This is a genomic window from Rothia sp. HMSC068F09 (assembly GCF_001812775.1).
In the GTDB taxonomy this organism is placed as follows: Bacteria; Actinomycetota; Actinomycetes; order Actinomycetales; family Micrococcaceae; genus Rothia; species Rothia mucilaginosa_A.
On the sequence record NZ_KV810416.1, the window covers coordinates 122,262 to 129,204 of the forward strand.

General features: G+C 63.2%; 7 protein-coding genes. 3 read left to right on the top strand and 4 right to left on the bottom strand.

The annotated features are described in order from the left end of the window. Positions 1-38: 38 nt before the first annotated feature. From HMPREF2874_RS01855 to HMPREF2874_RS01865, 3 genes are all read left to right on the top strand, one after another. Complete coding sequence (locus HMPREF2874_RS01855) at positions 39-431, top strand: RNA-binding S4 domain-containing protein (protein WP_005507918.1); 393 nt, start codon at positions 39-41, stop codon at positions 429-431. Between the two features lie 86 nt (positions 432-517). Next, positions 518-1,936 carry an MATE family efflux transporter gene (locus HMPREF2874_RS01860; RefSeq protein ID WP_083309810.1) on the top strand — a complete coding sequence of 473 codons (1,419 nt, stop codon included), beginning with the start codon at positions 518-520 and terminating at the stop codon, positions 1,934-1,936. A 123-nt stretch (positions 1,937-2,059) separates the two neighbouring features. Further along, a complete protein-coding gene (locus HMPREF2874_RS01865; RefSeq protein WP_070648745.1) occupies positions 2,060-2,716 on the top strand; it encodes an NAD(P)H-dependent oxidoreductase in 657 nt (218 codons plus the stop codon). A 196-nt stretch (positions 2,717-2,912) separates the two neighbouring features. On the opposite strand, the gene HMPREF2874_RS01870 is transcribed toward HMPREF2874_RS01865, so the two are convergent. From HMPREF2874_RS01870 to HMPREF2874_RS09575, 4 genes are all read right to left on the bottom strand, one after another. Next, on the bottom strand, positions 2,913-5,303 hold the full coding sequence (locus HMPREF2874_RS01870) for a heavy metal translocating P-type ATPase (protein ID WP_256388355.1): 2,391 nt from the start codon (positions 5,301-5,303) through the stop codon (positions 2,913-2,915). Between the two features lie 299 nt (positions 5,304-5,602). Continuing rightward, a complete protein-coding gene (locus HMPREF2874_RS01875) occupies positions 5,603-5,989 on the bottom strand; it encodes a chorismate mutase (protein ID WP_070648747.1) in 387 nt (128 codons plus the stop codon). 75 nt (positions 5,990-6,064) lie between these two features. Then, complete coding sequence (locus HMPREF2874_RS01880; RefSeq protein WP_005507682.1) at positions 6,065-6,280, bottom strand: heavy-metal-associated domain-containing protein; 216 nt, start codon at positions 6,278-6,280, stop codon at positions 6,065-6,067. A gap of 63 nt (positions 6,281-6,343) precedes the next feature. Continuing rightward, positions 6,344-6,769 (bottom strand): metal-sensitive transcriptional regulator, encoded by a 426-nt coding sequence (locus tag HMPREF2874_RS09575; RefSeq protein ID WP_070648748.1) that lies wholly within the window; start codon positions 6,767-6,769, stop codon positions 6,344-6,346. Between the last annotated feature and the right edge of the window lie 174 nt (positions 6,770-6,943).

The following is a 6,943-nucleotide window of genomic DNA, read 5'->3' on the forward strand; positions in this document are numbered from 1 at the left end:
GATTTGGTGCCCCGCCCGCCTCGCGCCACAATGAACACATGACCGCAGAAGACACCAACGCACTAACCAGCGCCAGGCTCGACCTATGGCTCTGGTCGGTGCGCATCTTTAAAACCCGCTCCCTCGCCGCCGACGAATGTAAAGGCGGCCACGTGCGCGTCAACGACGCCCCCGCCAAACCCTCCCAAAAACTCAAAAAAGGCGACGTGGTGCGCGTGCGCTACCCCGGCTGGGAACGCGTCTTCAAAGTTGAAAAACTCCTCGTCAAACGCGTAGGCGCACCCATCGCCGTCACCTGCTACGAGGACCTCTCCGGCCCGCGCCCCGCCTACCTCTCCATGCCGCCGGTTGCCAAACGCGAACGAGGCAGCGGCCGCCCCACCAAGAAGGAACGCCGCGCCCTCGACGAACTGCGCGGCCGAGGCGCCTAACCGCGCATCTCGCACACTTATCTCGTAGAGTGCACCCCGCCCCGCGCGCAGGCACCCGCCGCGGCGGCGGGGAGTAGCCTAGAAGGATGAGCACACAGAAGCACCCGAACAACGCGTCTGCCGCGAGCCCCAGCGCCAATGCCGGCACCAACACCGCCGAGCCTTCGCTGAACCGGCGCATCCTCGCGCTCGCCGTACCCGCCTTCGGTGCGCTCATCGCCGAACCCATCTTCGTGCTCACCGACTCCGCCCTCATCGGCCAACTCGGCAAGGCGGAACTCGCGGGCATGAGCATTGCCGCCACGCTCGTCACCACGGTTGTGGGCCTCATGAACTTTCTCGCCTACTCGGTCACGCCCGCCGTGGCGCGTGCCTTCGGTGAGAAGAACCTGCGCCGCGCCTGGCAGATTGGCGTAGACGGCGTGTGGGTCGCCTTCGGTCTCGGCATGCTCCTCATGATCGCCGGATACGCCTTCGCGGACCCGCTGCTGCGCGGCCTCGGCGCGACCGACGAGACCATCAGCTACGCCCTGGACTACCTGCACCACTCGCTCTGGGGCATCCCGCCGATGATGATTATCCTCGCGCAGGTCGGCACGCTCCGAGGGCTCCAAGACACCGTCACCCCGCTCAAGGTCGCCACCGTCGGCACCGTCGTGAACATTGCGCTGAACTGGCTGCTCATCTACCCGGTCGGCTGGGGTGTTGCGGGTTCGGCGACCGGCACCTCCCTCACCCAGTGGGGTATGGCGGCCGCGCTCGGCGTGGTCATGATGCGCGGCACCCGCGAACACGCCGTCCGCTGGGCACCCGACGCGACCGGCATGCGTTCGGTGCTCTCGCTCGGCTCCTGGCTCATGCTGCGCACCCTGTCCATGCGTATCGCCTCCCTGCTGACCGTGTTCGTCGTGGCGCGATTCGGCACCGAACACACCGCCGCCTACCAGCTCGGCATGGGCGTATTTAACCTCTTCCTCTACGCCCTGGACTCCCTCGCCATCGCCGCGCAGGCGCTACTCGGCAAGGAGCTCGGCGAACGCGACCTGAACGTAGAATCCGAACGCGTGAAGGTGCGTCAGCTGAAAAACCGGCTGCTGCGCATGAGCCTCATCTACGGCGTGATCACCGGCCTGATCTGCCCGCTCATCGGCTTCTTCGGCTCCTGGATGTTCACGCAGGACGCGCAGGTGGCGTTCCTCTTCACCATCGCCACCGTCATCATTGCGCTCGGCCAGCCCATCGCCGCGTACGTGTTCACCCTGGACGGCATCCTCATGGGCGCGCAGGACGTGAAATACCTGGCAATCGGCTGCTTCATCATGCTGGTCATGTACGTGCCGGTCATGCTCGGGCTGCACTGGGCTGTTGGTGCCGGTGCCATGGATGCGCTTGCCGGGTATTGCGGCTTGTGGGCGGCGTATATTCTGTACTTCCAGGGAATCCGCGCGGTCATTTTCGGTCGCCGTGCCGCCTCGGATGTGTGGATGAAGGCCGGCGCCGAGTAGGGGGTAGGTAACGGTGCTCGCGCGTATTTTCTGCGGGCGTAACTCGCCACATTTCGTACCGCCAGCGCCCGCCGCGGGTGTAGCATGACGGGGTATTGAAACCCTCATGCAAAGGATGAAACCGTGACCGTAACCCGCGAAGAAGCCCTCGAAATTTTCGCCCGCCGCCGCGCAACCCGCGCCTACGACCCCGCCCGCCGCATCAGCGACGAAGACTTCGCCGCAATCCTCGAATTTGCGCGCCTGTCGCCCAGCTCCGTCGGCACCGAGCCGTGGAAGTTCCTGGTCATCCAGGACCCCGAACTGCGCGAAAAGCTCAAGCCGATCGCCTGGGGCATGGTCGGTCAGCTTGATGCCGCAAGCCACCTGGTCGTACTGCTGGCGAAGAAGGGCCTGCGCTACGACACCCCGTGGATGCGCCGCACCCTCGAAGGTCGCAACCTCACCGAGGAGCAGATGCAGGCAGCACTCGAACGCTACAGCGACTTCCAGAAGAACTGCATTAAGGTTCTGGAAGACGACCGCGCGCTCTTCGACTGGGCATCCAAGCAGACCTACATCGCCCTGGGCAACATGATGACCGGCGCCGCTATGCTCGGCATCGACTCCTGCCCCATCGAGGGTATGGACTACGATGCAGTGAACGAGTTGCTGGCTTCTGCTGGCTTGTTCGACCCGGAGGAGTTCGGTGTGTCCGTGGCTGTGACCTTCGGTTACCGTGCCCGCGAGATCGCGCCGAAGAGCCGCCGCTCCATCGAGGACCTGGTCACCTGGGCGTAAGGTTCTGCCGGGTTCTCGGCGAGGTTTTCTTGCCGCCGCCCGTGAAAACTAAATATAAAGAAATGCACCGCCCTTACACGGGCGGTGCATTTCTTTATATCTTTTACCGTGCAAAAAGCACGGTGAGCTGTACTTTTGAAATTTTCGTTCAGGCTTTTGTATAGCTAATGTTCGGGCAATTTCGCGCTATATTTCGTTACTTCCTAAACGCCGTCAGACGCATAGAATTCAGCACCACAAACACCGAACTAAACGCCATTGCCGCAGCCGCAATCATCGGGTTCAGCAGGCCCGCCACGGCGACCGGAATAGCCGCCGAATTGTAGGCGAACGCCCAGAACAGGTTCGACTTAATGGTGCGCAGCGTAGCGCGGGAGAGACGCAGTGCCGTCACCACCGAAGCAACGTCCGAACGGGTCAGCACAATATCGGCTGCCTCTGCGGCAACGTCCGTGCCCGAACCCATCGCAATGCCCAGCTCAGCAAGAGCCAGCGCCGGGGCGTCATTCACGCCGTCGCCGACCATCGCCACGCGGTGACCGGCCTCCTGCAACTGGCGCACCACCTGCGACTTACCCTCGGGGGTCACGCCGGCATACACGTTCTCAGCCGAAATACCGACCTTCGAGGCGACCGCCTGCGCAACCTGCGGGGCGTCACCGGTGAGCAGGATCGGCTCCAGGCCGAGCTCACGCAGCTGCGCCATGGTTTCTGCCGCCTCCGGCTTGGGGGTGTCGGCAACCGAAATCATGCCGACCGGCTGCGGGGCGGGAGCGTTTTCTGCGGCCTCGTTATTCGGAGCCTCACCGCGGGCGACAACCACCGTCGTCAGACCCGCCCGGCGAGCCTGGTCCAGCAGGGCCAACTGAGCCTCGCTCAGCTGCGCACCCGCCGCCTGCAGGTACTCGGGGGTACCCACCACAACCAGCTGGGAGGCGCCATTCTCGGCATCTTCACCCGCGCCGCTTAGCACGCCGCGTACGCCGCCGGGAACACCCTCAAAGCCGCTCACGCTCGGTGCCGAAGCGCCCTCCGCCAGCACGCCCTGCTCACGGGCAAAACCGGCAATCGCGCGGGCAATCGGGTGCTCACTCAGCGCCTCCACGGCGGCGGCATCACGCAGAACAGACAGAGAACGCTCGTTCTTGGAACCGATAGAATCCGGCGAAATACCGGACAAGTCACCCGCCGACTCATAGTCACCAAAGGTGCCGTAGAATGCCACAGACATCTCACCAGTCGTCACCGTACCGGTCTTATCCAGCACCACGCGATCAACCGTGCTCGTCGCCTCCAACACCTGCGCATTACGAATCAAAATGCCCAACTGCCAGCCGCGACCCGTACCCGCCAGCAGCGCCGTCGGAGTAGCCAAACCCAGGGCGCACGGGCATGCCACCACCAGTACCGTCACCGCCGCATTAAACGCCGCCGCACCGTCACCAGAAATCAGCCACCAACCGACCAGGGTCAGCACCGAAATCGTCAAAACCACTGGCACAAACACCGCAGAAACACGATCCGCCAGGCGAGCAATCGGAGCCTTCGTCTCCTGCGCGCTCGCCACCAGCTCACCCATCTTCGCCAGAGTCGTCTCAGCGCCCACACGGGTCGCACGCACCGTCAACGAACCAGACGTATTCACCGTCGCACCCGTGACCGTATCGCCCGGATGCACCTCAACCGGCACAGACTCACCCGTCAGCAGGGACGCATCCACCGCCGACGAACCCTCAACCACCACGCCGTCCGTGGCAATCTTCTCACCCGGGCGCACCAAGAACAGGTCGTCCGGCATGAGGTCCTCCACCGGAACCTGAACCTGCTTGGTCACGCCCTGCTTGTCGGTGCGCAGCAGGGTCGCCTCCTTCGCGCCCATGCTCAGCAGGGTGCGCAGCGCCTCCGAAGAACGATTGCGAGTACGGTGCTCAATCGCGCGACCAATCAGCAAGAACAGCGTCACCATGGACGCCGAATCAAAATACAGCGGCGCATGGTTGCCGGTAAACATCGACCAGAAACTACCGCCCGCATGATGCACATGCGCCGTCAACGCCGGGTTCATGAGTAGCTGCGCCAGCGAATAGAAATACGCCAACACCACGCCGAGAGACACCAGCGTATCCATCGTGGACGAGCCATGACGCGCATTAATAAGCGCCGCCCGGTGGAACGGCGCGGCACACCAAAACGCAACCGGCGCCGTCAGAACCGCCACAACCCAACCCCAATTCGGGAACTGGAACGACGGGAACATCGAAATCAAGAAAATCGGCACACCCAAAATCGCCGCATAAATAATGCGGTCAGTGAAGCCGCCCTTCATGCTCGGGGTGGTGTGCTGCCCGCCGCCGTCGGATGTGCTCGCATCAGTGGCGGCACCCGCGCGCGGCCCGTTCTTGAGGTGCGCCTTGTAGCCGGCATTGTTGATGGTCTCAACGATCTGCTCGTCGCTCACGCCCTCGGGTACGATGACGCGCGCCGACTCCAGCGGCAGGTTCACCGCCGGGTCAACGCCGGGGATTTTGCGGAGCTTACGCTCCACGCGACCCACGCAGGATGCACAGGTCATACCCTGGATATCCACGTGGATGATTCGGGTGGACTCCGTTGATTTTACGGTCGTTCCGGCGGCATTAAAAAGAGAGCGCTCACTCTGTGATGAGGGCTTCTGGAGTGCCGTTGAAGGCTGTGTAGAAGACACAATACTTCCTCAAAAATAAAAACGGGAGGGTAGAAAAGGCACGCACCAAGCCGGGGGAGGGCCCCGAAGGACCCCGCCCCGGACGGTGCTTGGTGCATTATCAGGACGCGGCATTGAGTGCGCGCGAGGCTGTAAACGCGGCGGCGGGAGTAAAGCTGCGGCGGGAGTAATGCTGTGGCGGCTTAGTGGTCGCCGGGCAGCCCGTCCGGGCGGGTCGTGTGCGGGCGAACACCGGTCACCTTCGCGCCACGATCAGACACACCGTAGGCACGCTTCACGGCAGCTCGCGGGAACGGCGAAGCGTTCGCCTTCTCACGCGCCTTCAGACCCAGCTCGTGCTCGGCGGAACGCTTATTTTCGCTGGTGCCGCCGCGTCGTGAGGCGCCGGGCGCATCCTCACGCGCCGTATATTCGGGGCTCTGCTTGACCCAGGAGTCGACCAGGGCGGGGTCCAGGCTCATCTGCCGGGCGACGCGGGCAATCGCGTCGCGCAGGTGCATGTTTTCGACGCCGACGAGGGTGCGAACCGCGCCGACGACCATTGCGATGTAGTTAGCCGGGTATGCCATGGTGACTCCTGGGTGTGGGTTGCTATGTCTAGCGTACCGGTTTGAGTTGTCCCGGGGCTGTTGTGTGGCGGTCGATTAGACGGCGGGGGTGAAGCCAGCCTCCACGATAGCGTCTGCGACAGCCTGGGTGTTGAGGGTGCCCTCGTGCTCGATGGTCACGGTGGAGACGCCGTCCTTGACGACGTCCACGTTCACGCCGGTGACACCGGGAACTTCGCTGATCTCTTCGCTGACGCTCATAGCGCAGTGGTTGCAGGTCAGGCCGGTTGCCTTAACGGTGGTGGTGCTCATAATGATTTCCTTTCGGTAATGGGTTGAAAACTTGGGTCCGCCCGGTGTTTAGGTGCGGGGCGTTTAGCTGCGCATGAGGCGGGAAATGGCGGCGGTTGCCTCTTTGACCTTGGCCTCTGCGATGGTCGGGTCGCCGGTGCGTTCGGATTCGACGGCGGCGCCGGTCACGCAGTGGCCGATGTGCTCTTCGAGCAGGTTCAGGGAGACGGCGTGGAGTGCCTTGGAGACCGCGGCAACCTGGGTGAGGATGTCGATGCAGTACTTGTCTTCATCGACCATGCGGGCGATGCCGCGGACCTGCCCTTCGATGCGGCGCAGGCGCTTGAGGTGCGCCTCTTTGTTGGAGGCGTAACCGTGCTGGGTTTCGGGCGCCTCGCCGCCGCAGCATGCGCCGGTGTGCGCCTCGGACTGTTCCTTGGCGGGTGCGTCGGATGCGGTGCTGACCTGGTCGGATGTGCTGTGGCAGCACTGGTTGCTAGTGGTTTCCATGGCTCCAGTATATACCCTAGGGGGGTATACCGCAAGGGGGTGTTACGAGTTGTTACGCGGTATGGGTTTTCATGCCGAGACTTTTTACGCCGAGAATTTTCGCTACGGGGCTGTAACCCGTGCAGAATTTGTGCCATGGTTTAGCGGCTCTTCAGAGTTGAGTGTGGTTGGAGG

What these genes read in the sequence shown, in the direction of transcription:
- HMPREF2874_RS01880 (WP_005507682.1), bottom strand. Translation starts at nt 6,280, where the DNA reads ATGAGCACCACCACCGTTAAGGCAACCGGCCTGACCTGCAACCACTGC.
- HMPREF2874_RS01875 (WP_070648747.1), bottom strand. Translation starts at nt 5,989, where the DNA reads ATGGCATACCCGGCTAACTACATCGCAATGGTCGTCGGCGCGGTTCGC.
- HMPREF2874_RS09575 (WP_070648748.1), bottom strand. Translation starts at nt 6,769, where the DNA reads ATGGAAACCACTAGCAACCAGTGCTGCCACAGCACATCCGACCAGGTC.
- HMPREF2874_RS01860 (WP_083309810.1), top strand. Translation starts at nt 518, where the DNA reads ATGAGCACACAGAAGCACCCGAACAACGCGTCTGCCGCGAGCCCCAGC.
- HMPREF2874_RS01855 (WP_005507918.1), top strand. Translation starts at nt 39, where the DNA reads ATGACCGCAGAAGACACCAACGCACTAACCAGCGCCAGGCTCGACCTA.